This window comes from Acinetobacter sp. YH12076 (assembly GCF_013419525.1).
GTDB classification, from domain to species: Bacteria; Pseudomonadota; Gammaproteobacteria; order Pseudomonadales; family Moraxellaceae; genus Acinetobacter; species Acinetobacter amyesii.
On record NZ_VOZY01000005.1, the window covers coordinates 160,737 to 186,557 of the forward strand.

General features: G+C 39.7%; 23 protein-coding genes. 6 read left to right on the top strand and 17 right to left on the bottom strand.

Annotated features, from left to right (window positions below):
• Positions 1-234 precede the first annotated feature (234 nt).
• The 7 genes from cyoE to ppsA form a co-directional block, all read right to left on the bottom strand.
• On the bottom strand, positions 235-1,113 hold the full coding sequence (gene cyoE / locus FTU22_RS06465) for a heme o synthase (RefSeq protein WP_180093565.1): 879 nt from the start codon (positions 1,111-1,113) through the stop codon (positions 235-237).
• A gap of 10 nt (positions 1,114-1,123) precedes the next feature.
• Positions 1,124-1,450 carry a cytochrome o ubiquinol oxidase subunit IV gene (locus tag FTU22_RS06470; RefSeq protein ID WP_078188582.1) on the bottom strand — a complete coding sequence of 109 codons (327 nt, stop codon included), beginning with the start codon at positions 1,448-1,450 and terminating at the stop codon, positions 1,124-1,126.
• Entirely contained in the window at positions 1,450-2,070 is a 621-nt protein-coding gene (cyoC, locus tag FTU22_RS06475) for a cytochrome o ubiquinol oxidase subunit III (protein WP_078188581.1), read from the bottom strand. Before cyoC ends, FTU22_RS06470 begins: the two co-directional genes overlap by 1 nt.
• Positions 2,071-2,074: 4 nt before the next feature.
• Positions 2,075-4,063 carry a cytochrome o ubiquinol oxidase subunit I gene (gene cyoB, locus FTU22_RS06480; RefSeq protein ID WP_078193968.1) on the bottom strand — a complete coding sequence of 663 codons (1,989 nt, stop codon included), beginning with the start codon at positions 4,061-4,063 and terminating at the stop codon, positions 2,075-2,077.
• A gap of 3 nt (positions 4,064-4,066) precedes the next feature.
• On the bottom strand, positions 4,067-5,134 hold the full coding sequence (gene cyoA, locus FTU22_RS06485) for a ubiquinol oxidase subunit II (protein ID WP_078193967.1): 1,068 nt from the start codon (positions 5,132-5,134) through the stop codon (positions 4,067-4,069).
• Positions 5,135-5,435: 301 nt separating this feature from the next.
• Complete coding sequence (locus tag FTU22_RS06490; RefSeq protein ID WP_180093567.1) at positions 5,436-6,218, bottom strand: RDD family protein; 783 nt, start codon at positions 6,216-6,218, stop codon at positions 5,436-5,438.
• An 82-nt stretch (positions 6,219-6,300) separates the two neighbouring features.
• Positions 6,301-8,679, bottom strand: a complete 2,379-nt coding sequence (gene ppsA, locus FTU22_RS06495) for a phosphoenolpyruvate synthase (RefSeq protein ID WP_111884281.1) — start codon at positions 8,677-8,679, stop codon at positions 6,301-6,303.
• 153 nt (positions 8,680-8,832) lie between these two features.
• On the opposite strand from ppsA, the gene FTU22_RS06500 reads away from it, so the two are divergent.
• Entirely contained in the window at positions 8,833-9,669 is an 837-nt protein-coding gene (locus tag FTU22_RS06500; protein WP_078193964.1) for a pyruvate, water dikinase regulatory protein, read from the top strand.
• A 980-nt stretch (positions 9,670-10,649) separates the two neighbouring features.
• On the opposite strand, the gene FTU22_RS06505 is transcribed toward FTU22_RS06500, so the two are convergent.
• The 5 genes from FTU22_RS06505 to FTU22_RS06525 all read right to left on the bottom strand — a co-directional run bounded on the left by FTU22_RS06505 (position 10,650) and on the right by FTU22_RS06525 (position 14,627).
• On the bottom strand, positions 10,650-11,222 hold the full coding sequence (locus FTU22_RS06505) for a flavoprotein (protein WP_180023505.1): 573 nt from the start codon (positions 11,220-11,222) through the stop codon (positions 10,650-10,652).
• A 263-nt stretch (positions 11,223-11,485) separates the two neighbouring features.
• A complete protein-coding gene (gene yiaA, locus FTU22_RS06510; RefSeq protein WP_180093569.1) occupies positions 11,486-11,962 on the bottom strand; it encodes an inner membrane protein YiaA in 477 nt (158 codons plus the stop codon).
• A 229-nt stretch (positions 11,963-12,191) separates the two neighbouring features.
• The gene (locus FTU22_RS06515) at positions 12,192-13,199 is read right to left on the bottom strand and encodes an LLM class flavin-dependent oxidoreductase (protein ID WP_180093571.1); all 1,008 of its coding nucleotides are present in this window, start codon (positions 13,197-13,199) and stop codon (positions 12,192-12,194) included.
• A 178-nt stretch (positions 13,200-13,377) separates the two neighbouring features.
• Positions 13,378-13,905, bottom strand: coding sequence for a hypothetical protein (locus FTU22_RS06520; RefSeq protein WP_168377731.1), 528 nt, complete (start codon positions 13,903-13,905; stop codon positions 13,378-13,380).
• A gap of 293 nt (positions 13,906-14,198) precedes the next feature.
• Positions 14,199-14,627 (bottom strand): glycine zipper domain-containing protein, encoded by a 429-nt coding sequence (locus FTU22_RS06525; RefSeq protein ID WP_078188571.1) that lies wholly within the window; start codon positions 14,625-14,627, stop codon positions 14,199-14,201.
• A gap of 368 nt (positions 14,628-14,995) precedes the next feature.
• Here FTU22_RS06525 and prfA point away from each other — a divergent pair, with 368 nt between their 5' ends.
• Both prfA and prmC read left to right on the top strand, forming a co-directional pair.
• Complete coding sequence (gene prfA, locus FTU22_RS06530) at positions 14,996-16,084, top strand: peptide chain release factor 1 (protein WP_078193958.1); 1,089 nt, start codon at positions 14,996-14,998, stop codon at positions 16,082-16,084.
• Entirely contained in the window at positions 16,084-16,902 is an 819-nt protein-coding gene (prmC, locus tag FTU22_RS06535; protein WP_180093573.1) for a peptide chain release factor N(5)-glutamine methyltransferase, read from the top strand. Before prfA ends, prmC begins: the two co-directional genes overlap by 1 nt.
• 115 nt (positions 16,903-17,017) lie before the next feature.
• On the opposite strand, the gene FTU22_RS06540 is transcribed toward prmC, so the two are convergent.
• The 4 genes from FTU22_RS06540 to FTU22_RS06555 form a co-directional block, all read right to left on the bottom strand.
• On the bottom strand, positions 17,018-17,779 hold the full coding sequence (locus FTU22_RS06540) for an ABC transporter permease (RefSeq protein ID WP_373886245.1): 762 nt from the start codon (positions 17,777-17,779) through the stop codon (positions 17,018-17,020).
• Between the two features lie 70 nt (positions 17,780-17,849).
• A complete protein-coding gene (locus tag FTU22_RS06545; RefSeq protein ID WP_078194005.1) occupies positions 17,850-18,818 on the bottom strand; it encodes an aliphatic sulfonate ABC transporter substrate-binding protein in 969 nt (322 codons plus the stop codon).
• A 314-nt stretch (positions 18,819-19,132) separates the two neighbouring features.
• Entirely contained in the window at positions 19,133-19,486 is a 354-nt protein-coding gene (locus FTU22_RS06550; protein WP_078193955.1) for a hypothetical protein, read from the bottom strand.
• A gap of 199 nt (positions 19,487-19,685) precedes the next feature.
• Positions 19,686-20,720, bottom strand: coding sequence for an AraC family transcriptional regulator (locus tag FTU22_RS06555; RefSeq protein WP_180093577.1), 1,035 nt, complete (start codon positions 20,718-20,720; stop codon positions 19,686-19,688).
• Positions 20,721-20,861: 141 nt separating this feature from the next.
• On the opposite strand from FTU22_RS06555, the gene FTU22_RS06560 reads away from it, so the two are divergent.
• From FTU22_RS06560 to FTU22_RS06570, 3 genes are all read left to right on the top strand, one after another.
• Positions 20,862-21,632: a 3-hydroxyacyl-CoA dehydrogenase gene (locus tag FTU22_RS06560; protein ID WP_078193953.1), complete on the top strand. Its 771-nt coding sequence runs from the start codon at positions 20,862-20,864 to the stop codon at positions 21,630-21,632.
• Positions 21,633-21,950: 318 nt separating this feature from the next.
• On the top strand, positions 21,951-23,087 hold the full coding sequence (locus FTU22_RS06565) for an acyl-CoA dehydrogenase family protein (protein WP_180093579.1): 1,137 nt from the start codon (positions 21,951-21,953) through the stop codon (positions 23,085-23,087).
• A gap of 297 nt (positions 23,088-23,384) precedes the next feature.
• Positions 23,385-25,028 carry an AMP-binding protein gene (locus tag FTU22_RS06570; RefSeq protein WP_180093581.1) on the top strand — a complete coding sequence of 548 codons (1,644 nt, stop codon included), beginning with the start codon at positions 23,385-23,387 and terminating at the stop codon, positions 25,026-25,028.
• 162 nt (positions 25,029-25,190) lie between these two features.
• Here the strand turns inward: FTU22_RS06570 and FTU22_RS06575 are convergent, their stop codons facing one another.
• On the bottom strand, positions 25,191-25,706 hold the full coding sequence (locus FTU22_RS06575) for a pyridoxamine 5'-phosphate oxidase family protein (protein ID WP_180093583.1): 516 nt from the start codon (positions 25,704-25,706) through the stop codon (positions 25,191-25,193).
• Positions 25,707-25,821 lie beyond the last annotated feature (115 nt).

The window sequence follows — 25,821 nt, forward strand, 5'->3', positions numbered from 1 at the left end:
AAATTTGATTTAAATTAAAGATCTTTTGTCATATTTGATTGTAGATATCGCTTTGAATGCTAATACGAATATGAAATATTTTTGTACTTGTCTGAAATCTATTGTACATGGGTAGATATTGGGAGAATCAGCGTTAAAACAGTTTTAGTGTGTATAGTAGTATTTCGATTTAAATTTTTGCTTTGCATTGAAGATGTGTAGAAATAAAAAAGATAGAGTAAAACTCTATCTTTTTTAAAAAAATACAATTGGCTTTAGAGGAGCAGTGGAAGTAAAACTAAAAATTAAACTAATCACTGTGATCAATTTGACTGAAAACATGAAATATTGTTTTGCCCAAATTTGATCATCTTCAGCTTTGAATCCTTGAATGGTTAAATAAATCCAATACAGACTTAAGGCATTTAGGACAATCATATAAATCCAATTCGCATAACCAAAAAAGAATAAACCGTTCATGGTGATGCAGAACAAAATCACGTAAACCAAAGATTCAACCTTGGTTCGATGAATTGAACGTGCTACAGGTAAAATTGGAATACCTGCATTTTTATAGTCATCAAATCGGTAAACTGCAATTCCCCAAGAATGAGGCATTTGCCAAAATGCATAACCAATAAAAATCAGTAATGCACCTAAATCAAACTGGTTTGCAACAGCCGTATACCCGATTACAGGTGGCGCTGCGCCAGAAAGACTGCCGATAATGGTTTGATGAATTGTTGTTCGTTTTGTCCATAAGCTGTAAAAACCAACGTATACGACAAAACCAATAACAGCAAAAAGAAAAGCGTAAGCATTTACCCAGAACCATAAAATGCTAAAACCAATTACACCTAAAACTAAAGCAAAAACTAAAGCAACAGGAATCGAGATTGATTTTTTAACCATCGCACGATTTTGTGTGCGTTGCATTTTTGAGTCGATGTCTTGGTCAATAACGTTATTGACAACACATCCAGAAGCGACCACAAAGAGGGTGCCTAAGAGGGTAAGAAGCAACAGAAGGAAATCTACAGAACCTTGGGCAGCTACAAAGTAGCCACCCAAAGCGGTAACAAAGTTACCAAAGAGAATTCCTGGTTTAGTCAGGAATAAATACTTTTTCAGCATGACGACCAGTTTAGATCATCATGTTGAAGTGAAGGTAGTTCATAATCCACACAGAACCTACTAAAAGGATAGCAATTGTGAGGATTGTATAAACAAATGCAATCACGTTCCAGCGTTGCTCTGAAGAAGAGTTCATATGCAGGAAGTAAACTAACTGAATAAGAACCTGAGCAACCGCAGTAATCGCGATTACGGCAACCAATAGACCGCGGCTAAAACCACCTGCCATTACCATACCGAATGGAATTACGGTAAGTAGAACAGAAAGGATAAAACCGATTGTATATTGTTTAACGTTACCGTGAGCTGCACCAGCAGAGTTATGATCGTGACTCATTAGATAACTCCCATCAAGTAAACAACGCTGAATACACAGATCCAAACGATGTCAAGGAAGTGCCAGAACAAGCTTAGGCAAGCAAGACGACGAGTGTTTGGAAGTGTCAAACCATATTTCTTGATTTGGAACATCAACACAAGCATCCATACCAAACCAGAAGTTACGTGAATACCGTGCGTACCAACTAAAGTAAAGAACGCAGATAAGAACGCACTTGTGCTTGGGCCATGACCAGCATGAACTAAATGATTGAACTCATAAAGTTCCATGCCAATGAAGGCTGCACCAAATACCCAAGTAACTGCTAACCAAGTTAAAACTTGACCAACATTTTTCTTGTATGCTGCAAGAACAGCAAAACCAAAAGTTACAGAAGAGATAAGAAGGGCGAAAGTTTCAGTTAAAACGAAACCTAAAGATTCACCAAACAGCTCTTGTGCACTTGGCGTACCCACTGGAACGTGGCTACTTAATACAGCGAACGCGATGAAGAGTGTCCCGAAAAGAACCAAGTCACTCATCAAGTAAGTCCAGAAACCAAAGACAGTGATGTCAGTATCATCGTGATGATGATGTTCGTCATGTCCGTGGTTGTCGTGATGAAGTACTTCAGCCATTGTCTTAGTCCTTCTTCAAATGTTTTTCAAGAAGCGCGTAGCGTTCATTTTCAATACGTTCAACTTCTGCAGCTGGAACATAGTAGTCCACTTTCTTTGTGAAAGAAGAAACGATGAAGCTGATAATTGAAGCAATGAAAGTTACAACGACTAACCACCAGATATGCCAGATTAATGCGAAGCCCATAACTGTAATAAACATTGCAATTACGAAACCTGCCGCACGGTTTGTAGGCATATGGATGTCTTCGTATGTAGTTGGCTTAGCGTAAGCAACACCATTTTCTTTGTCAGTCCAGAAAGTATCAATACCATTGATCTTTGGAAGATAAGCAAAGTTATAGAATGGTGAAGGAGATGAAGTAGCCCACTCAAGAGTACGACCATCCCAGATATCGCCAGTAACGTCCATGTTGTCTTTGCGTTGAAGGAAACCAACAACGATTTGCATAACAAAACAGAAGATACCGATAGCAACCAATACAGAACCAAATAAAGCGATCGCTAAGTACGGATCCCATTCAGGGTTGTCATATGTATTCAAACGACGAGTCATACCCATGAAACCAAGGATATAAAGTGGCATGAATGCAAAGTAGAAACCGAAGAACCAGAACCAGAACGCTGCTTTACCCCAAGTTTCATTCAGTTTCCAACCAAACATTTTTGGCCAGTAGAAAATGATACCCGCGAACATCGCGAACACTACACCACCAATAATTACGTTATGGAAGTGAGCGATAAGGAATAAAGAGTTGTGTACTAAGAAGTCCGCTGGTGGAACTGCCATTAATACGCCTGTTAAACCACCAATACCGAAAGTCACAAGGAAGCCAAGTGTCCAAAGCATTGGAGTTGTATAGGTGATGCGACCCTTGTACATGGTGAATAACCAAGAGAAGATTTTCACACCAGTAGGGATCGCAATGATCATGGTCATGATACCGAAGAACGCGTTAACGTTGGCACCAGCACCCATTGTAAAGAAGTGGTGAACCCATACAACTAGTGAAAGAACACCAATTGCTACAGTTGCGTACACCATAGATTTGTAGCCGAACAACGCTTTGCGTGAGAACACAGCAGTAACTTCTGAGTAAATACCAAAAGCTGGTAATACCAAGATGTAAACTTCCGGGTGACCCCAAGTCCAAATCAAGTTTACATACAACATTGGGCTACCACCCATGTCATTTGTAAAGAAATGGAAGCCGAAGTAACGGTCAAGTGAAAGCATTGCAATAGTCGCAGTCAAAACTGGGAATGTTGCAACGATAAGCACTACAGTAACTAATGCAGTCCAAGTGAAAATAGGCATGTCCATAAGTTTCATGCCAGGCGCACGCATTTTGATGATGGTAACGAAGAAGTTAACACCAGTAAGAAGCGTACCTAGACCAGAAACCTGAAGTGCCCAGATATAGTAGTCTACACCTACACCTGGAGAGTATTCGATGCCAGAAAGTGGAGGGTAAGCCATCCAACCTGTTGCAGCGAATTCACCAATTGCAAGAGAAGCCATCATCAAGCCCGCAGCGCCGGCGAATAACCAGAAGCTAAGAGAGTTTAATAATGGGAATGCTACGTCACGTGCACCAATTTGAAGTGGTACAGCAACGTTCATTAAACCAACAACTAGACCCATTGCTACGAAGAAGATCATGATTACGCCATGGGCAGTAAAGATCTGGTCATAGTGTTCTGGGTGTAAGTAACCTTCACCGCCACCTTTTGCAAGGAACAGTTGAAGACGCATCATAATCGCATCGGCAAAACCACGCACAAGCATGACAATTGACACGAGGATATACATGATACCAATTTTTTTATGGTCTACAGATGTGAACCATTCGTTCCACAAGTAGCCCCATTTTTTAAAGTAGGTGATACCAGCAACAATTGCGATACCGCCAAGGATCATCATTGCAACAGTAACCAACACGATTGGGTCGTGTGGAATTGCATCTGGTCCTAACTTACCTAATAAGCTCATGTCTTATTCCCCTGCAACAGTCGCATGTTCAACGCCTGCATGAGCTTCAGAAGCAGCAGCTTCGTGTCCAACAGTAGCTGTATGATCAGCACCGTGGTAGTTGCTCATGTATTTGTTAATCACTGATTCGAACAATTTAGGTTCAACTGAAGAATAGTAAGTCACTGGGTGTGGCTTAGTAGGGTAAGGCTTCATTGCTTCAGCTAGAGCCTTCTCTTCAGGAGTAGTTGCTTTGGCAACTAAAACTTCGATCTGGTGTTTAGAACGGTTGCCGTCACGTAAGGTTGCAAATTCAGCTTGGTCTAAAACAGTTTTTTGAACCGCTTCAGGATTAACTGAAGAACCATTACCAGCTTTAACAGCAGAAACCCATTCAGCAAACTGAGCATCAGTCACAGCATGTGCACGGAAGCGCATTTGTGAGAAGCCATAACCTGAATAGTTAGAAGAGAAACCACGGAAGCCTTCAGCAGGACTAGTTTCATCAGCTAATAAGTTCAAGTGAGTTTGCATACCTGCCATAGCATAAATCTGACCACCTAACGCCGGAATGAAAAATGAGTTCATTGTGAAGTTAGATGTTAAACGAAGGCTTACAGGAGTTTTCTCAGGGAAGCGGATCTCGTTTACAGTCGCGATGCCTTGTTCAGGGTAGATGAAGATCCATTTAAATTGTTCAGCAATAACTTGAACAGTTAAAGGAGCTTTATCTGACTCGAGTGGACGGTAAGGGTCATACTTGTGGGAACCCCACCAAGTTAACCAAGCTAAAATAGCGATAATAATTACGGGAATACCCCAAACTACAACTTCAATTGCAGTCGAGTGTGCCCAAGTAGGTGCATAGTCTGCATCTTTATTTGACGCGCGATATTTCCAACCAAACCAAAGAGCCATAAGTGCTGATGGAATAACTACCAACAACATTAGGTAGATCGCAGTAAGCATGAGGTTTGACTGACCTTCAGCAACTGGACCTTTTGAGTTTAGAAGTACCATATCACCACCACACCCAGTTAAGAGTGCAGCGATCGCAGATAAAGACAATACAGCTAAAATTGTTTGTCTCATTTTACAACCTCGGTGAAGAGTCCCATTCCCTAATTTTTAAAATTGGGATAGCGAATAAAGTGTCGCATGATTGTGATTTTTCAGATATGAAAAAAAGTTCACAATGATGTGACACCGCTACGTTGTAGGGCATTATGCCTGATATCGGCAAACTAAGCTATACATAAAGATGCTTTAAATGACTGTATTAAAACCCTATTTTGTTGGTCGGGATTGTGTTTTTTTTATCTGAATTTTATTTTAATTTCAATGTAATGCACAAAAAAGGGATGAGAAATTCATCCCTCAATAAAAGTGAAAGTTATTGGTTTATTACCTTGGTTTTTGCTAACTTGTCATGCAAAGTTTGACGCTTTTTGCCGAAAATAAAAACGGAATCAATGATTGCGCTTAAAGGCATCGATAAAAAGTTCAGAAAAATAAATAAAACACTACGTAAAGTGAAGCCACGCATGAGGTTTACAGGTTGGCTGGTTTCGGCATCTACGATTTTAATTTTGGTGATTTTTTTACCAATACTTTGACCAGATTTAGCAATCAAATACGCTTGAATGAAAAGCATAATGAAGAGGTAAGCAAACATTGCAATCCAAGCTTGGTTGGGAAACATCTCAACCATTTGTGTTTGTAGTGCTTGTAAAACATTAGGGTCAGCATTTGGGGTCATCACAGCTTGCATAAACTGTTCATTTAGATTGGCAAATTGTGTCTTTTCACTTGGATTAAAAAATGCCGTTAAGATAAAAGTTGCCGGTATCCAAAGCAGTAAATCAACGATCTTAGCCAAAACACGTTTAGGAATACTGGCTAGGCTAGTTTGCAATTGTACCGCTTGAGGCTGTGCGTAGGTGTTCGATGGCGTAGTTGCAGTTTGATTTGATTCGAATGCTGTCGGTGCTATATAACCTGCAGGCATATAAACCAACTGACCTTGAGTGAGTTCACCCAAAGCTTTCCATTCGGTCATACCTTGGTGCCAAACCAAGTCCGTGAGTAACACTTGTTGGCTCGCGAGCATTTGATTAAGTTGTTCTAAGGTGTAGGGACCAGCTTGTTGGTTATTTCGTGCCAAGTAAATCTGCATAAAACTAAAATCTCAAAAAACGTCTGTAAAAGTATAAATAAAAAAAAAGACCCACATGTGGGTCTTTTTTTAACACAGTTTATTAAGCTTGTTGAGCTTTTTCTTCAGAAAGGAAGAACCAAGTGTCTAATACTGAGTCTGGGTTAAGCGAAACAGACTCAATGCCTTGTTCCATTAACCATTTAGCTAGGTCAGGGTGATCTGAAGGGCCTTGACCACAAATACCTACGTATTTGCCAGCTTTACGACAAGCATGGATTGCCATAGAAAGAAGTGCTTTAACGGCTGGATCACGTTCATCAAATAGGTGAGAAACGATACCAGAGTCACGGTCTAGACCGAGTGTTAACTGAGTTAAGTCGTTAGAACCGATAGAGAAACCGTCGAAGTGTTCAAGGAACTGTTCAGCCAATAATGCGTTAGTTGGAAGTTCACACATCATGATCACTTTAAGACCGTTTTCACCACGTTTAAGACCGTTAAGCGCTAACAATTCAATAACACGTTTCGCTTCAGCGACAGTACGTACGAAAGGAATCATGATTTGAATGTTGGTTAAGCCCATTTCGTCACGTGCTTTTTTCAGTGCGCGGCATTCAAGTTCGAAGCAGTCACGGAAATTGTCAGACACATAACGGCTTGCACCACGGAAGCCAAGCATTGGGTTTTCTTCTTCAGGTTCGTATAACTTACCACCGATTAAGTTTGCATATTCGTTTGACTTAAAGTCAGACATACGAACAATCACTGGTTTGTCAGCAAACGCTGCAGCAAGTGTAGAAATACCTTCAACTAGTTTTTCAACATAGAATTCGATAGGAGATGCATAACCCGCAGTACGTGACATTACAGCAGCACGAGTTTCACGTGGTAGGCTGTCAATATTAAGCAATGCTTTAGGATGTACGCCGATCATACGGTTGATGATGAACTCAAGACGAGCAAGACCAACACCTTCGTTAGGAATTTGAGCAAAGTCAAATGCGCGGTCAGGGTTACCTACGTTCATCATAATTTTGAACGGAAGTTTAGGCATAGATTCGATAGAATTACGTTGGATTTCAAAGTCCAAAGCACCTTCGTAAATAAAGCCTGTGTCACCTTCAGCACAAGAAACAGTCACTTCTTGACCGTCAGTCAATACTTCAGTCGCATTACCACAACCTACGATTGCAGGAACACCAAGCTCACGTGCAATAATCGCAGCGTGACAAGTACGGCCACCACGGTTAGTGACAATCGCAGCTGCACGTTTCATTACTGGTTCCCAATCTGGGTCAGTCATGTCAGATACAAGTACGTCGCCGTCTTGAACTTTGTCCATTTCTTTGATCGAAGTCACGATACGAACGCGACCAGAACCAATACGTTGACCGATTGAACGACCTTCACAAATAACATTACCTTTTTGTTTAAGAAGGTAGCGTTCCATTGTGCCCACGTTTTGGCGGCTCTTCACAGTTTCAGGACGTGCTTGAACGATATAGATTTGGCCATCATCGCCATCTTTCGCCCATTCGATGTCCATTGCTGAACCGTAATGGTTTTCAATGATCAATGCTTGTTTAGCAAGTTCTTGAAGTTCGTGGTCATTTAAAGCGAATTGTTGACGATCTGCTTTTTCAACGTCTACAACAACCACTGATTTACCAGCAGCGCCTTCTTCACCATAAATCATTTTTTGGTGTTTAGAACCAAGGTTACGACGTAATACAGCGTGTTTGCCTGCATTTAAAAGTGGTTTAGATACATAGAATTCGTCAGGGTTAACTGCACCTTGTACAACCATTTCACCCAAGCCATAAGAAGCTGTGATGAAAACTGCGTCGCGGAAACCAGATTCTGTATCTAGTGTAAACATTACACCAGCTGCACCTGTTTCAGAGCGAACCATGCGTTGAACACCTGCAGATAACGCAACGACGTCATGTGCGAAGTTTTGGTGTACACGGTAAGAAATTGCGCGGTCGTTATAAAGTGAAGCAAATACTTCTTTAATCGCAATAAGGACGTTGTCGATACCACGGATGTTCAAGAAAGTTTCTTGTTGGCCAGCAAATGAAGCATCTGGTAAGTCTTCTGCTGTTGCAGATGAGCGAACGGCAACCGCAATATCAGGGTTGCCGTTTGAAAGAGCTGTGAAAGCCTCACGAATTTCTGTTTCAAGTTCAGCTGTAAGCGGAGTGTCTACAATCCATTGACGGATTTTTGCACCAGTTTCAGCAAGTGCATTTACATCGTCAACATTTAGTGCAGCAAGTTCAGCGTTAATTTTAGCGTTTAGGCCACTTTGCTCGAGGAATTCACGATATGCTTGAGCTGTAGTAGCAAAACCACCAGGAACAGATACACCAGCATTTGCTAGATGGCTGATCATTTCACCTAATGATGAGTTTTTACCACCCACGAGTTCTACGTCGTGTTTCCCTAATTTTTCTAGACCAATTACGCGCGCTTCCAAAGTTGTTACTCCACTTTTGCAGTATTAATCACTATCTTGGCATGAAATTATAACAAATTACTTAGCATTCTAAATTTACTAAGTGACAGTCATGTAAGATGGTTTACTATAAAGATTATATAGCACTAAGACAAATTTTGGAGGAGAATTTTAATGTCAGAAGGTAAACAGATTCAGCGTAGTGTTTTCTTTGTTTCGGATGGTACCGCGATTACCGCAGAAACCCTTGGACACTCACTGTTAGCCCAGTTCCCTCATGTAGATTTTGACATTCATATTATTCCATATATTACCTCTGAAGAAGCTGCTACAAATGTGGTTGCAGAGATCAATCTTAGAGCGCAGCAAGACGGTCAAAAGCCTTTGGTGTTTGATACCCTTGTAGACCCGTATGTACGTGACATTATTAATACTGCAAATGCGATAAATCTTGATGTTTTTGAAGGGCTTATTAGTAAATTGTCTGACGAGTTAGGCACTGCACCTACGACTTTAGTCGGTCAGACCCATGCAGTAACAGATTCTGAGTCTTATAAAGCACGTATTGATGCGGTGCATTTTGCTTTAGATAACGATGATGGGGCACGTACTCGTCATTATGATAAAGCTGATTTGATTTTAATCGGGGTATCACGTTCGGGTAAAACACCAACTTCCATCTACCTCTCTTTGCAATTTGGTATTCGTGTAGCGAACTATCCTTTGACAGAAGAAGATTTGGATGACAACCGTTTACCTGCAGTTTTACGTGAGCATAAACATAAGTTGTTTGGCTTGATGATTGATGCAGAGCGCCTTGTAGCAATTCGTTCAGAGCGTAAGGCCAATAGTCGTTATGCAAGTTTTAGTCAGTGCCAAATGGAACTACGTGCGATTGAAGGTATTTATATTTCTGAAGGTATTAAATACTTAAACGTTTCAGAAATGTCGATTGAAGAAATTTCTACACGTGTTTTACAAATGACCGGACTGAAGCGTCGCATTGGTTAAATGTAAATTGAGCCACTTTGGTGGCTCTTCTGATGATAATAAATTACTGTATAAATTATATAAAAATAGTATTAATTTCTGGTTTGTCATACTTTTAATGAATGATAAATATTTAAGATATTGATGAAAATTTTCCTCAATATTTAGACTTAAATTTTAAGCAATTTTTGCATTCATTTGTGTACCAATTCGATAAATTTCTTTGCCTGAAAATTTATAAAATATGGCCAAATTGACAGCACAAATCTTTTATAAAAATCCGTGTTTTGCTGTATTTTTATCTATGAATTAAGCCTGAATAATCCACTTGATATGAGTTGTGTAAATACAAGATTTAGCTGATATGGTTTAATATTTAATCAATTTTTCAAAAATACTGATTTAAATGCTAAAAAAATAGGCAGAAAATAGAATAAAAAATAATCAAACAGTTGCTTTTGGGTGCTAAATATAAAGAAATGGCACCATTTATTTAATTGATATGGGTGAAAAATAGTCAAATTAATAACATTCAGGCTCTAAACTCCGATATAAATTGATATTTAAACTGGATTTCAATCTGTTATTTTCCTATTAAATATAGATAACAATATAGGTAAATATCGGTTGAACATAAGCATCAATATAAATTTTTCAACTTACAGTTAAGGAGTAAATAGAGCTGTGTAAAAAAATAAGCACTGAAAAAATTATTGGTTTGACTAATCTTCTTATAGCTATATTGATCATAATTATTTCAAAGTTACACCTCTATAAACTCGCTCTATCTACAGGTGTAGTGCTGATGCATGATTTATGCAATAGAGCTGATAAAGCTATTTTTCATTTATGAGTTTATAAGAATTTTTAGCCTTATCGAATTGAAGTATCCAATATAGTAGGGGAGCTACCAAAAGCCGCCAGAGATGGCTTTTGGTATTGTGATTTTTGATCAATCACAAAAATTTAATAGATGTCATGTGAAAATAATTGCAATGTCATTACTTTTCTTTGGATTGGTTAGATTCACTGCGAACAATGACATCACACTCAAACGTATGCTCATCTAAAGCCGTGATTGAATTACTCTGAATTTTTGCAATTGGCCAAGTATTTAAGATGCAGTTTGGCTGCTGTAATGCTGCATAATAATGATCAGATTTTAGGAAGGTTTTGTTCTGAATTGCGGTATTTGGACTGAGTAAATGTCTTAACCAATGGTTCGGCACTTGATCTTCTAAAAAGCGAATCGCCAAAATACTCTTAATACGATTGCTAAATAAACGTCGATTTTTTGCAATCAGTGGGTGCTGGATTAATTTATTCAGTAGACGTTCGGTGCGTGGTAAGACAAATTGCGGTTTGATTTGATAGACCATGATGTTATCTGCAACCTGACATAGATGGTGCAATTCAGAGACCACATGCTGATCTATCCCAATAATTGCGATTTTTTGCTTCTTAAAGTCATAATCTTTGATCTGTTCTGAACTGATGATCGTTCCACGAAAGTGTTCAAAATCCTCTAGATGATTATTAAAAATATGGTGGGTTGCATCCTGCTTGTTGGCCATATTTATTCCTTGTCTTTTGTTTTTTTAGTTGAGTCTTAGATAGGAATATATTCTGTGATGGGCCAGTCGGGGTAAAGCGTTTTTTCAGTCTGATGAGTCATACAATTTGTCTAGAATTGATTTGCTTGGCCCTTGTCATTTATACATTTCTAGGAGTGAACTGATTTTTTTATGCGTTGTAGTTCATTAACCGCTCAAGCAGATCGATAAAACAATGAGCGACCTGCATGAACAGCTTTTGAGATCTATAAATTTTGTGAGTTTTAAAGTGGTTCATCATCTGGTGAGTTATAGTCAAGCTGACTCGTGGTTAAATGTTTAAGTTCGGGTTGGTCGGTGTGTGTACGTAAATAGTCCATATCACGAATATTTTTTTGTACAGCAACTGCACCAAACAAACTCATTAGGAAAGCCATCATGTAAAAACCTTTTTCACTTAATGCCAGTTCAGCATTCCAAAGGCCAATGGCAAGAAGTACAAGGCAAATAATGACGGATGCCCAGCAAAGTCCGAAGTAGATTGCAGTGACATGCATTCCTTCTAAACGGTCACGAATGATTTTTTGTAGTGAAACCGATGAAAATAATCCATAGAGCAATAAAATGAGATAAAAGCCTTTTTCATTCAACATCATATTTGCCTTGAATAAACCTATGCAAAACACCACAGCGCCTAAGATCAGTGCACACCAACTTGCTGCGATAAATGCGGGTGTGGGTTTATTAATATATTGGCTCATCTGCTTATTTTTCTCTTTGTTTTGCTTATGTTTAATATTTATACAGTAATAAAAATGAGTAAAGCAATTATTTCGTTGAGGCAATGATGGTTTTTAAGTGTAGCTTTAGTAAATGTTAGCCAAAGCATTGTTCTCGGTTGTATCCGTCTAAAAGAGCCACAAAAGACGTAATCGCAATTCTGGCTTTAGACGGATCAAACGCTTGGATTAAATCATCAAGCTTAGAGTCTTAAGCTAGATCATTTTTGATTTGCATTAAACGTTCGAAATTTTCAATGCGCTTATCGGTATCGTAAATGTCGCAGGTGAAAATAAATTCATCAACGTCATATTTAGTGAGTAGGTTTTCTAAACCTGATCGAACGGTTGCATTTGAACCGACTTGTCCCATAGCGTAGAAATTATCAACAGACAGCTTTTCTGCAGCAGACCATAAGCCTTGCATACTGTCGACCGGAGCTTTGAGTTTTAAACTTTGACCACGCATTAAACCTAAAACCCGTTGGTAAGCACTCGTTGCTAGATATTCTGCTTCTTCATCTGTTTCAGCAACAACCGTTGGTACGCCCATAGACACATAAGGTTGATCTAAATATTCGGATGCTTGGAAATTTTCACGATAGAGCTGAATTGCTTGTCCAAGCATGCGTGGTGCGAAATGTGAAGCAAATGAATAGGGTAGACCTAAACGTGCAGCGAGTTGTGCACTGAATAAACTTGAACCTAGCAGCCATACGGGAACATGTGTATTTTGTCCCGGTGTGGCAATGATGCGCTGGTGAGGTTCAGGTGCTTTGAAGTATTGTAAAATCTCAAGAACATCTTGTGGAAATTGATCTTCGGTTTCCTGACGGCCACGGCGTAAAGCGCGCATGGTGGTTTGGTCAGTACCCGGCGCACGACCTAAGCCGAGTTCAATACGGCCGGGATATAGCGTTTCAAGCGTGCCAAATTGTTCAGCGACAACCAAAGGTGCATGGTTGGGCAACATAATCCCGCCTGAACCGAGCTTGATGGATTGTGTATTTGCTAAGAGATAACCGAGTAAAACCGCAGTTGCAGAACTTGCGATGCCATCCATATTGTGGTGTTCGGCTAACCATAGACGCTCATAGCCAAGTTGTTCTGCTTTCTGTGCTAACTGGAGTGCATGTTTGAGTGAAAATTCGATGGTTTTATCATCTCGAACAGGTGCGAGTTCAAGTATTGAAAATTTTGTATCGGCTAGAGTACGCATGTTTTCTCTCAGAGATCTTTATATCGAAATAATACGATATAAAAAGCTGAATGTATATCGAATAAATTCGATATGGTGTGGGGCGGTGTAAAAAGACAACTTTAGATATATCTAAACTTTTTTTATATACAAAAAAAGCACCCGAAGGTGCTGATTTTTTTCCATTGAAATATATCGATTAACGTTTACCGTTTTTGTACCAACCTAAGTGACGACCATTGTCTCCACGGTAGCCTCGGTCGTTGTAGCTGTAATTATTGGTACGATAGCCACGGTTGTTATAACGACGGTCATAGCGATCATCATAACGACCATTATAACGGTCATCATAGCGACGGTCTTCAGACACTTTTTTACCTAGTGCAGAACCACCGGCTGAACCAAGTGCAGCACCGATATAACCACCGTTTGTACCGCCCATGTTTTTACCTACGGTATAACCACCCGCACCACCAAGTGCGCCACCAATGATGGCACCATTACGGTCACGTTTGTTCGCCGATGCTGCAGCACCTGCACCGCCACCAATAGCTGAACCAATCATTGCGCCAGTTTGGCCGCCAACTTGGTTACCGATTGCTGCACCAACAACACCACCTAAAGCAGATGTTAATGCAGTATTGGTGCTATTACCTGCATGTGTTGCAGTCATAGTAAGCGCTGAAGCGGCAATTGCTGCACTGAATAGAATTTTATTAATTTTCATTTTTAAACTCCTTACGAAGCATGATGTTTATCTGTTGATATCAATATATGAAAACACATAGCGAATATTTGGAGCGTGATGTGAAATAAAATACGTGTTCCGTTGCTGCAATGTAAATTTTGCACTTTATTTCTACATGATTGATGACTTGGTTGGAGAGAAGGCAAATCTACATATGTATGAGCTGCAATAAATAAAGTTGTATTTATCATTTGAAAAAAGGCGATACATAAAAAAAGCACCCGAAGGTGCTCTTTTCACTATCCAATAAATTTGGACTCACTAATTTTGAATTAGTGACGACGACGGTAACGTTTTTTGTATTTACGTTCTTGCTGTTTGTCGTAAGCTTTGTCTTTAGAGATTTTATTACCTAAAGCCGCACCACCAGCAGCACCTAGTGCAGAACCAATGTAACCACCGTTTGTACCGCCCATGCTTTTACCAACGGTATAACCTGTACCGCCACCTAAAGCACCACCGATTGCAGATTCTGTACGGTTACGTTTATTACTTGCTACCGCAGCACCACCAGCACCACCAAGAGCAGCACCAATTGTAGCGCCGGTATTACCGCCCATGTTTTTACCAATTGCAGTACCTGCAACACTACCTAATGCACTAGCTGCAGCAACGCGTGTTGTACTATCTGCATTTGCAGACACAGTGAACATAGAAGCAGTTGCTAGAGTGGCTGTCATTAAAAGAGTATTCAGTTTCATAGTTCACTCCATGTCCTTCATAAACGCGAGGACTTTTTCATAATCATTTCGATGGCAGTAAATGTAACAAAACTATTCGCTATAAATATGGAGAGCTTTCACTTTATTTAGTGATTTGAGTGTCTAGTTTGTATAAGTTTTATTAATATTGTGAAAAAAACGGTCGAATGCTGAAAATCTGTACGACTTTGTGGAGAAAGGTAGGAGTGATGAAGTTCACATTTTGATATTTAGGCTCATAGATAGGCCAAAAAACAATAAATATGTCATTTCAGACCCATTATCGGTACACTAGCGCCATTATTTTGAATTTTGGCATATCCGTGAAAGTTTAGCGGTAGAGCCTGTGTATTGAGATTTTTTGAAAAATGAAAGAATCGTTACGTTTACGATTAGATCAGCTCTCTGACCGTCACGAAGAATTAAATGCATTACTCGCAGATGTAGAAGTCATTTCAGACAATAAACGTTTCCGTCAGTTGTCTCGTGAGCATAGTGATTTATCTGAAATCACCGAAGTTTGGAAAAAATACCGTCAAGCAGAAGAAGATATTGAAACTGCTGAAGTAATGATGACGGATCCAGATTTCAAAGAAATGGCTGTTGAAGAAATTAAAGAAAATAAAGCTTTGATTGGTCAGCTTGAAGCAGACTTAAACATTCTGATGATTCCAAAAGATCCGAATGATGCGAACTCTGCTTATTTAGAAATCCGTGCCGGAACAGGTGGTGACGAAGCTGCAATTTTCTCGGGTGACTTGTATCGCATGTACAGTAAATATGCTGAATCACAAGGTTGGCGTATTGAAGTGTTGTCTGAAAATGACGGCGAACACGGCGGTTATAAAGAAGTGATTTGCCTCATCAATGGTGAAGGCGTATATGGTCGTTTGAAATTTGAAAGTGGTGCACATCGTGTACAGCGTGTTCCTGCAACTGAGTCACAAGGTCGTGTTCATACTTCGGCATGTACTGTTGCGATTTTGCCGGAAGTTGATGTAGACACTAGTGTTGAAATTAATCCTTCAGAATTACGTATTGATACCTATCGTGCATCTGGTGCGGGTGGTCAGCACATTAACAAAACTGACTCCGCGGTGCGTATTACCCATATACCAACGGGTACAGTTGTAGAATGTCAGGATGAACGTTCACAACATAAAAACAAAGCCAAAGCGATGGCGTTATTAGTTTCTCGTTTAGAAAATGCCAAACGTGCGGCGGCAGATGCAGCGACATCTGAAATGCGACGTGACTTGGTGGGTTCTGGTGACCGTTCTGAGCGTATTCGTACCTATAACTATCCACAAGGCCGTATGACTGATCATCGTATTAATTTAACTTTGTATAAGTTAGATGCTGTGATGGAAGGTGATTTGACTGAATTGCTAGATAGTTTGCATCGTGAATATCAAGCCGATCAGTTGGCGTTATTAGCACAGCAGAATGGTGGTTAATGAATATTGCACAGGCTTTGGCCTATCGTGGTGAACCTGAAAGTTATGAACGTCAGGAAAATGCGTGGTTGTTAGAGCATATCATCAAGATTGATTCGTTTGATTTAATCATGAAAAAGGATCAAGAATTAACAGCTGAGCAAGAACAACAATATGTCGCATCACTTGCACGTATTGCAGCAGGTGAGCCTTTGGCATATGTCACAGGTTCTCAGCCATTTTGGACGCTAGACTTAAAAGTGACTAAAGATACTTTGGTGCCACGTCCTGATACGGAAGTACTTGTTGAAACTGTACTGCGTTTAGAACTTCCAGAAGATGCTCGTGTGGTCGATTTAGGAACAGGAACTGGTGCAGTAGCATTGTCATTAGCCAGTGAACGTCCAGATTGGTCAATTGTGGCTTCGGATATTTATGAACCTACATTGGAAGTTGCTGAATTTAATGCCAAAAAGCATGATCTTGAACATGTGCAGTTTGTCTTAGGTTCTTGGTTAAAACCTTTTGGACGTGCTTTCTTTGATGTAATTGTGTCAAATCCGCCGTATATCGATGCTGAGGATGTACACATGAAGGATTTGGCGACAGAGCCTGAACGTGCTTTGGTTGCAGACAATCATGGGCTTGCAGATCTTGAGCAAATCATTCTTCAAGCCAAAAAACATTTAACCGTGAATGGTTGGGTGGTGCTCGAACATGGTTATGACCAAGGTGAAGCGGTCAGACATTTGTTCTTACAAGCTGGGTATCGAAATGTTCGGACTGTAAAAGATTATGGTGGCAATGACCGTGTCAGCTTAGGTCAGTGGCAACATTGATTTGGTATTAGAGAAATAGTCAAAAATAAAGCGCATTGAATGCGCTTTATTTTTTTGTTTTTCAATTCACATGTGAGCGTTTGTATGTGTGCATTTGCAAGTGTAGAAAATAGGTTTACTTCACCACATCTCGCCAACGCATTAGATATTGTTCTAGATATTTCATTAGGCTATCGGTGATTTTCCCTAAGAGTGCCAATAGAATAATGGCGATAATCACGATATCTGGACGTGAGGTTTCACGACCATCACTGAGCAAATAGCCAATACCTTGCGTGGCTGCAATCAGTTCGGCAGCAATCATAAACATCCACGCCAAACTTAAACTATTGCGTAAGCCTGTAAGTATACCCGGTGATGCTGCAGGTAAAATAATCTCACGAATCTGTCTCAAATATTTCAAACGATAAACTTGAGCAACTTCAATGAGTTTTCGGTCTACACCTTGAATTGCTGCAACGGTATTGGTATAGGTCGGGAAAAAAGCACCTATGGCAATGAGGATGATTTTTGATGATTCATCAATACCTAACCATAAGAGCAGTAAGGGAATCCATGCCAAACTAGGGATAGATTTAATTGCTGAAAATGTAGGTTCCAAAAATGCTTCGGCTTGTTCGTTCAAACCAACTAAGAGTGCAAAAATCAGAGCAAGTCCGCTACCAATAAAAAAGCCTAAAAATACCCGCCAAGTACTAGTCCAGATATGCTGCCAAAGTTCACCTTCAGATAACTCTATAAATGACTGCCAAAGACTACTCGGAGCGGGGAGTAGATACGGTTCGATAACACCATTTTTGACCAAGATTTCACATAGCAGCAATAAAACCACAGGTAGAGCAAGACCTTTTAAAATCAAGATCAACTTGGGTTTTATATGGTTTGATGAATCGGAAGCGGTCGAAACCGCTGTATTGATTTTGGGTTGAGTCAGTGATGATAACATGTTATTTCACAACCTTTTTCGCATAACGTGCTTCAAAAAGTTGGTCAATGACTTGATTGACATTGGTTCCTTTACGAACTAAATCTTCTTCAGTCAAAATCGTGCCAGATTTCTTTAAGGCCGCAATGTGTTTAGCTGTTGGGATATTTTGATCAAAGTTGGTACGACTTAACTGGAGCTTGGCAACAGCCAATGGAAGCTTAGACTCACGTGCCAATAATTCGGCTAATTTATCTGGATTGGCTTTGGCCCATTGTCGTGCTTGTTCATAGGCTTTAATCACAGCTTCAACGGCTTCAGGACTTTGCTGGCTAAATTGTTGTTTGGTACTTAAAACGCTATAGCTGTTAAAACCCACATTTCGATAAAGCAAACGCGCGCCTGATTGTACCTGTGCCGATGCCATGAGTGGATCTAATCCCGCCCATGCATCGACTTGACCACGTTCTAAAGCTGTTTTTCCATCAGGATGTTGTAAATGTACCAATTGCACATCACGTTTATTGAGGCCGACTGTTTCCAACGACTGCAAAGTAAACATGAATGGATCGGTTCCTTTGGTCGCTGCAATTTTTTTGCCTTTGAGGTCTTTCAGACTTTTAATCGGAGAGTTTTTTGCCACAAGCAATGCCGTCCATTCAGGCTGTGACTGTATATATACGGTTTTAATCGGACTGCCATTGGCACGACTCAAAACGGCTGCAAGTCCTGCTGTTGAGGCAAAATCCACACTGCCACTATTGAGATATTCGAGTGAGCGATTACTACCTTGGCTAAAGACCCATTTAATTTGTGTTTTGGGTAATGCTTTTTCTAAGAGTTTTTGTTCCTTCACCACTAAACTGGTCGGTGCATAGTAGGCATAATCCAGTTTAAGTGTCGAAGGAATAGCAGCAAAGATAGAGCTACTGAATAGGCTGAATGTCAGCGTAGAAAAAATTAGTTTTGAGCTTTTAAATAGGGAAGTCATATCGTTCACAATCAAGTGTTGAATTATGAGCACATAGATACGACGGAAATATTTCAGAAACAAAACAGAATAAATGCTAAGAATAATAGAAATCGAGATAAGCGTATAAATCAAATATAGGTATTTGATTTAAAATACTTTATTGGATTTAATTGTGATGAAATTTCGTTATATAAATTAATGTGTAAACTTGCATGAAAAATGCTTAGATATTTTAGTGTAAAGAATATTCAAAAATTATAGTGAATTACAGACTTAAAATAACTTTTCCAATAAAAAAGCAGCTTTCGCTGCTTTTTATATGTGATCAATACTTACATTGGGTAGTCTTGTAAGCTATCGGAGACTTCAACTTGTTCTAAAGCTGATGTTTCTACTGCAAGACAGTAAGCAATAATTTTTGCAGTTGCACTCACTAAATTTTCATCTTTTAGATTTGCACCTGCTTGAATTGCTTCAATGTCATCTGCTTGGATATCCAGTGCATGAGCAACTTCAACTGCATTTTCAGTGCTAAAAAATTGTGAAATCAAATTTTGCAAATCGATATCTGCAACAGTTTTAAGCTGTTCGTGAAACAGTTCATCAATTGCGTCAATCTGAGTGAAAAGAGAATCTGAAAAGTTTTGAACAAGTTGTTGTTCAAGAACATCAATCATCTTAAGCATAGGAAAGCCTTTCAAGGAGATGCAGGAGAATTAGAAAAAAATAAGCAAAGTGCTTTAAATTGAGTGAAAAATAACCTAATTAGACTAAAGTAGCAATCGTTCAAGGATGAATGGTCAGTCTATTTATTGAATATTTTTAAGTTATTGATTTTCTATTAATTAGATGAATATTCAATTTATAAATAGCGAATATCAAATTTTAGGCCTTGAATTCAGGCGCATTATTTTGTCGATATGCACCAGGACTGACACCTGTCCATTTTTTAAAAGCCCGATGAAAAGCACTCGGATCATGAAAATTTAGTTCTTCACTGATATCTTGTAAGCTTTTATCGGTATGGGTTAAAAAATCGATGGCGGTATCTCGTCGGATATCATTTTTGAGTTGTTGATAACTCACACCTTCACTTTTAAGACGGCGATGCATCGTGGCTTCCGACATATTCATTTTGACCGCCAACTCATAAAACTCTAACCATTCGGCAGGAGGAACGTCTAACAGTTGTTTACGAATTTGGCTGCTGAGCGCATACGGGTTTTTAAAGCGTACCAAAAGGTTTTCAGGTGTTTGTTGTAAGAATTGATACCACGAACGTGTGTTTTGCTTGATTGGTAGACTTAAATAACTGGCATCGAGCTGTATGTAGTTTTGACTGGCTTGGTAATGAATATTTTCACAGAAGCGAACTTTGTAGTCGTGATCATCAATAGGTGCATCACATTTAAATTGGATTTGGTTTAATAAAATCCGTTGACCACTTAGCCAGCACAGTAGCGTATGGATAAGCATTAAATATGTGGCATAGCTGAACATGCGTTTAGGCGCATGTTGGTCATAGATCACGATATAAGCAAAGTGATCTTCAATGATTAAATCACTATGCAAGTCATCTAAAACCAGATTTAAAAATTGTAGGATTTGCTTGAGTGCATCACCCAAGGTACTGTTATGCATGACTATTTTCGACAGTAGCTTAAAACTACCACGTCGCATGGCATGCCGATCCATGCCAAAAAATTCATCATCCATCACATCTGCAAGATGAGTCCATAAAGCCGCATATTGTGAAACGGAAACTCTGGTCTTACTTGATAGCAGTAACTCTGAGGGTATACCAGACTTTTGTAAAATAGCAGAAATATCAAAGTGCTTTTTTTGCGCATCGTGTAATGCTTCATGCACCAAGTCGATTGAAATCGTCCCTTTGCTGTATTCGAGTCCATGCTTCGGCATATGTGCGGATAGGTCCTTGTTCAGAATTGTCCAAATACATCAGAAAAGATGCAACATTTGGAAATTGTACTGAATAAATTCTCTGTTTACTCTGCATCTTAAGTCGAATTTAAAACAAGACATCGTAAATAGGGAATTGATATGGACATTAAAGGAAAAGTTTTTGTTGTGACTGGTGGTGCATCAGGACTAGGCGCTGCGACAGCAACACATCTGATTGGCCTGGGTGCAAAAGTGATTATTGTGGATATGAATCATGAGCATGGCGAAGCGATGCAACGTCAACTGGGTGATCATGCCAAATTTGTTCAATTGGATGTCACTGATGAACAAGCGGTTGGCGCTTTCTTTGCACAAGTTGAAGCGGAATTTGGTCAACTCAATGGTTTAGTGAACTGTGCCGGTATCGCACCCTCTGCAAAAGTTTTAGGTCGTGACGGATTGCATGATTTGGCGATGTTCCAAAAAGTATTAAATATTAATGTTTCAGGTACATTTAATATGCTGCGCTATGCGGCACAACTGATTGCTAAATATGAATTAAAAGCGGGTGAAGAAGAGCGTGGCGTGATTGTGAATACGGCGTCAGTTGCTGCTTTTGATGGTCAAATTGGTCAGTCGGCTTATGCAGCATCTAAAGGGGCAGTGGTTGCAATGACATTACCTCTTGCACGTGAGCTTGCACGTGAGTCGATTCGTGTGATGACTATTGCTCCGGGCATTATGGAAACCCCGATGCTCAAAGGCTTAGCACAAAATGTACAAGATGCTTTGGGGAAAATGGTGCCTTTCCCACCACGTTTAGCAAAACCACAAGAGTTTGCAAAATTAGTGACGCATATTTTTGAAAATGCTTATCTCAATGGTGAAGTGATACGTCTTGATGGCGCGATTCGTATGCAGCCTAAATAGTTATTTATTAAAACTGCTTATTCAGGCTTCTACGGCGGAATCTGATCGAGAATAACTTCGTTGACAGTAGCTTATCTCGTTACTTTTGTTTCGGCAAAAGTAACCAAAACCATAGTCATTTGTAAAACTCGTCATCAAGTATTTATTGATTTACAGATTACAGAAACATTAGAGATTAATGGCGTCCTGCCTCAGACAGTTGCAAATGACGTCGTCGTGTATCCAACTTTGCTTTATACAGCCAAAGTATTTTTAATTTCGCAGTTATCCAAAAATTAAAGCTATACACGCTATAAAAGATTTAGAAAAGGAAGTCTCATGATTTTAAATGATGAACAAAAAATGGTTCAGGACATGATGCGAAGCTATTCGCAAGAAAAACTGAAACCGACGGCTGCAGAGCGTGATAAAACGGCAGCATTTCCTGAACAAGAGCTAAAGGAACTGGGTGAGCTAGGTGCTTTAGGCATGACGGTTTCGGACGAATGGGGTGGTGCAGGTTTAGACTACGTGTCTTTGGTTGTTGCCTTAGAAGAAATTGCTGCTGGCGATGGTGCGATTTCCACAATTGTTAGCGTACAAAATTCACTGCCATGTGGCATTACGCAGCGTTATGGTACAGAAGCACAAAAAGAAAAATACTTAAAAAAATTAGCCACTGGCGAATGGTTAGGTTGTTTTTGCTTAACAGAACCACAAGTGGGTTCAGATGCGAGTGCATTGGAATGTAAAGCGGAGCGTGATGGTGATGAGTGGGTGTTAAATGGCACCAAGCAATTTATTACTACAGGAAAACATGCCCAAGTAGCCTTGGTTTTTGCGGTAACGGATAAATCTGCAGGTAAAAAAGGGATTTCGTGCTTTTTAGTACCGACGGATGCACCTGGTTTTATCGTATCGCGATTAGAAGACAAAATGGGTCAGCATTGTTCCGATACAGCAACTATAGTTTTAGATGACTGTCGGATACCTGCCGATAGTCTTTTAGGCCAAGAGGGTGAAGGCTATAAAATTGCCTTATCAAACCTAGAGTCAGGTCGAATTGGCATTGCAGCGCAGTCTGTGGGTATGGCACGAGCAGCATTAGATGCAGCCGTTGAATATGCCAATGAACGAAAGGCATTTGGGGTGGAGATTGTACAGCATCAGGCCGTGGCATTTCGCCTCGCGGATATGGCTACCCAAATTGAGGCAGCACGCCAGTTAATTTTCCATGCAGCAACGTTAAAAGATGCAGGTTTTCCATGCTTAAAAGAAGCCTCGATGGCTAAACTTTTTGCATCGACAATGGCTGAACGGGTGTGTTCAGATGCCATTCAAATCCATGGAGGCTACGGTTATGTATCTGATTTCCCAGTTGAACGCATTTATCGTGATGTACGTGTCAGCCAAATCTATGAAGGTGCATCGGACATTCAACGTCTGGTGATTGCACGTGAAGTCACCAAAGGGTGATTGATTAAAAAATAGACTTTGGTCGATGTTCAAACCCTGCAATGGTATTGATGGTTATGGAAATTGCAGGGCACATCCAAACATGGTTATCTAGGTATAGACAGTCTAATAATAGATTGTTTAACAAAGTATAAGTTTCAAAACGAAAAAACCGACATTGCAATCGGTGTATGGAAAAGCAGTAAAAGCGGATGTGGCAAAGGAATCGTCACTAGTACGCAGCGGTACAACAACAAGATCAATAAACCTCAAAGTCTTGCACTTTGAATCATAGAGAACAGGATAGGAATTGTCGTCATGAAGACACTAGAACAAGCATATCGTGATTTTAATTTTGAAAAAATGGTTGCAGAACAATTGGTCGGTACGCCAAGTTCAATCAATGCTTATGATGAATGTTGTGGGCGCTATGTTGGGCAAAATCGAACTGCACTGATCTGGGAAGGTAAAAATGGTGAATCTGAACAATGGACTTTTGAGCAATTAGATTTAGCTTCTGCACAATTGGCAAATTATTATCAGCGCATTGGGCTAAAAGCAGATGATTGCATTGCAGGTCTATTACCCCGTACTGCAGAGTTATTGATCACCGTATTGGCAACATGGCGTATAGGGGCAATTTATCAGCCTTTGTTTACGGCATTTGAGTCCAAAGCGATTGAGCATCGGGTGCAAACTGCGGGAACAAAGCTGATTGTAACCAACACTGAGCAACGATCAAAACTCAATCATATTGATTTACCACATATTTTAACCGTGCATGCCGATCAAGCAATTCAGACAGATCCTGACTTTTGGTCAGAGCTGCAACTTCATGACACCACATATAACTCAGTACCACGTTCATTTGACGATGAATTTTTAATGATGTTTACATCGGGAACGACCGGTTTGGCCAAGTCTGTACCTGTGCCACACAAAGCGTTATTGGCATTTAAAGGGTATATGACACATGCGGTTGATTTGCGTGATGAAGATTCATTTTGGAATTTGGCAGATCCGGGTTGGGCTTATGGTTTGTACTATGGAATTGCAGGGCCATTAAGTTTAGGACACAGCATTATTATGGATGAACGGGCTTTTAGTGTTGATCATGCACTTCAAGTCATCAAAAAATATAAAGTCAGTAATTTGACCGGTTCTCCAACGGCTTTTCGTATGTTCTTTGGCTTCAAAGAAAAATTTGACGCATCCATAAAATCACATTTACGGGTTGTGAGCAGCGCAGGTGAGCCGCTAACGCCTGAAGTGATTCAATGGTTTAATCACGACTTAAACGTCAATATTTATGACCAATATGGACAAACGGAACTTGGAATGGTGATTGCAAATCATCATGCTTTAGAACACTACAAAAAAGTGGGTTCAGCCGGTTTTGCTATACCGGGTCATCGTTTCGCGGTGCTTAATAAAGACTATCAAGAAATTGAACGCGGTGGCATTGGAACATTGGCATTAGATTGGTCGCAATCTCCACTCATGTGGTTTACAGGCTATGGTGGCAATAACCGTAAAGCCTTTGTCGGGAACTACTATTTAACCGGTGATACCGTTCGTTTAAACGAAGAAGGCGGCATTGATTTTGTTGGTCGTGCAGACGATGTCATTACAACGTCAGGCTATCGTGTAGGACCTTTCGATGTGGAAAGCACATTATTAGAGTGTGAAGAGGTTTTAGAATCGGCAGTTGTCGGTAAGCCTGATCCTGAGCGAACTGAATTGGTTAAAGCTTTTGTGGTATTGAAACCACAATATCAAGCAAGTTCAGAACTCATGGATAAACTACAAGCCTATGTACGATCTCGTTTATCCAAGCATGCTTATCCAAAAGAAATTGAATTTGTAGATGGGTTGCCTAAAACATCGAGTGGAAAAATCCAACGTAACTTGTTAAAGCAACAAGAAGTGGCCAAAGCGCAATTAATTCAAAAGGTCAGTTGAGTCAATTTATATACGCAAAAAAGGCTGCTTGATGCAGCCTTTTTTAAATTGATGTTTGAGCTGGTGAAACCATTCATTCGAGATCATATATGCACTTGACTAACTATGGGACAATACAAATTAACCTAAAATTAAAGCATTAATTCGAATCAATAAAATCATTTATTCTAAGTTCAGGGTATTATGTTCAGTATCAAGTTCTTGAGTTTTACCCGTTAAATTGCCCTTCAAAACTTTGAATAAATGGGTGACTTTATTGTCTTTGACATTCCAGAATTCTGCACTAATAGCATTAGCTATCAAAACGCGAACAGTAGGATCAGTCTTGCCATCGAACCAGTTTTCAGCCCAAGGATTCCATAATTTATCGATTAGGGCCGCATCTGTACTGATTTCTCCATGAGCACTAATTGATACATAAATATCGTCTGAAGGTTTAGCGAATGCTAATCCAAGATGATTACGACCTGCATTGACTGCCTCTACAAGGTCATTGTTTTCTTTCATAAGAAAATAGATATTTTCATGCTCATTCATTTTATCAGAATTAAGCATGGTCATAGGTTGAGAATGAATTTCTTGCTTGTCAGTGACATGGCTAATCATGGTGAAACGCACGTCTTTAATGAGTTTCCATAATTTTTGTCGCTGATCTTGTTCAACGTATTCTTGTGACATTTTTATTCTCCACTTTTAAGTAATCACTTGGGGGTAAAGGGGTAAATATGACTGAGCACAAAGTATTTGAATAATGTGTGTTAGCTCATAAGTTTATCGAACATATTATGTCAGC

Coding starts and splice junctions, on each gene's coding strand:
- cyoE (WP_180093565.1), bottom strand. CDS start 1,113: ATGCTGAAAAAGTATTTATTCCTGACTAAACCAGGAATTCTCTTTGGT.
- FTU22_RS06470 (WP_078188582.1), bottom strand. CDS start 1,450: ATGAGTCACGATCATAACTCTGCTGGTGCAGCTCACGGTAACGTTAAA.
- cyoC (WP_078188581.1), bottom strand. CDS start 2,070: ATGGCTGAAGTACTTCATCACGACAACCACGGACATGACGAACATCAT.
- cyoB (WP_078193968.1), bottom strand. CDS start 4,063: ATGAGCTTATTAGGTAAGTTAGGACCAGATGCAATTCCACACGACCCA.
- cyoA (WP_078193967.1), bottom strand. CDS start 5,134: ATGAGACAAACAATTTTAGCTGTATTGTCTTTATCTGCGATCGCTGCA.
- FTU22_RS06490 (WP_180093567.1), bottom strand. CDS start 6,218: ATGCAGATTTACTTGGCACGAAATAACCAACAAGCTGGTCCCTACACC.
- FTU22_RS06500 (WP_078193964.1), top strand. CDS start 8,833: ATGTCAGAAGGTAAACAGATTCAGCGTAGTGTTTTCTTTGTTTCGGAT.
- FTU22_RS06505 (WP_180023505.1), bottom strand. CDS start 11,222: ATGGCCAACAAGCAGGATGCAACCCACCATATTTTTAATAATCATCTA.
- yiaA (WP_180093569.1), bottom strand. CDS start 11,962: ATGAGCCAATATATTAATAAACCCACACCCGCATTTATCGCAGCAAGT.
- FTU22_RS06515 (WP_180093571.1), bottom strand. CDS start 13,199: ATGCGTACTCTAGCCGATACAAAATTTTCAATACTTGAACTCGCACCT.
- FTU22_RS06520 (WP_168377731.1), bottom strand. CDS start 13,905: ATGAAAATTAATAAAATTCTATTCAGTGCAGCAATTGCCGCTTCAGCG.
- FTU22_RS06525 (WP_078188571.1), bottom strand. CDS start 14,627: ATGAAACTGAATACTCTTTTAATGACAGCCACTCTAGCAACTGCTTCT.
- prfA (WP_078193958.1), top strand. CDS start 14,996: ATGAAAGAATCGTTACGTTTACGATTAGATCAGCTCTCTGACCGTCAC.
- prmC (WP_180093573.1), top strand. CDS start 16,084: ATGAATATTGCACAGGCTTTGGCCTATCGTGGTGAACCTGAAAGTTAT.
- FTU22_RS06545 (WP_078194005.1), bottom strand. CDS start 18,818: ATGACTTCCCTATTTAAAAGCTCAAAACTAATTTTTTCTACGCTGACA.
- FTU22_RS06550 (WP_078193955.1), bottom strand. CDS start 19,486: ATGCTTAAGATGATTGATGTTCTTGAACAACAACTTGTTCAAAACTTT.
- FTU22_RS06555 (WP_180093577.1), bottom strand. CDS start 20,720: ATGCCGAAGCATGGACTCGAATACAGCAAAGGGACGATTTCAATCGAC.
- FTU22_RS06560 (WP_078193953.1), top strand. CDS start 20,862: ATGGACATTAAAGGAAAAGTTTTTGTTGTGACTGGTGGTGCATCAGGA.
- FTU22_RS06565 (WP_180093579.1), top strand. CDS start 21,951: ATGATTTTAAATGATGAACAAAAAATGGTTCAGGACATGATGCGAAGC.
- FTU22_RS06570 (WP_180093581.1), top strand. CDS start 23,385: ATGAAGACACTAGAACAAGCATATCGTGATTTTAATTTTGAAAAAATG.
- FTU22_RS06575 (WP_180093583.1), bottom strand. CDS start 25,706: ATGTCACAAGAATACGTTGAACAAGATCAGCGACAAAAATTATGGAAA.